This window comes from Microvirga pakistanensis (assembly GCF_004458765.1).
GTDB classification, from domain to species: domain Bacteria; phylum Pseudomonadota; class Alphaproteobacteria; order Rhizobiales; family Beijerinckiaceae; genus Microvirga; species Microvirga pakistanensis.
Genome location: NZ_SPJX01000102.1, coordinates 1 through 223 on the forward strand (window position 1 = coordinate 1; position 223 = coordinate 223).

The 223-nt window shown below is 65.0% G+C and carries 1 pseudogene; it reads left to right on the forward strand.

The features are described 5' to 3' along the window. Positions 1-39 precede the first annotated feature (39 nt). A pseudogene (locus tag E4K09_RS03065) lies at positions 40-223 on the forward strand (serine/threonine protein kinase); the annotation flags it as partial.

The following is a 223-nucleotide window of genomic DNA, read 5'->3' on the forward strand; positions in this document are numbered from 1 at the left end:
CGAGAAACTCGCCCGGCGTCTCGAGGAGGGTCGCTGAGCATGCGCCTTCGCCTCTCGCCGGGCATGGTGATCGACGGGTTCACGCTCAAGGAGCATCTGGGCACCGGCGGAATGGCCCAGATCTGGTCGGTGGAGCGGGAGGACGACCCGACCCCGCTCGTCATGAAGTTTCCCATGCTCATCGACAGCGACGATCCGATCCCCATCGTCTGCTTCGAGACCG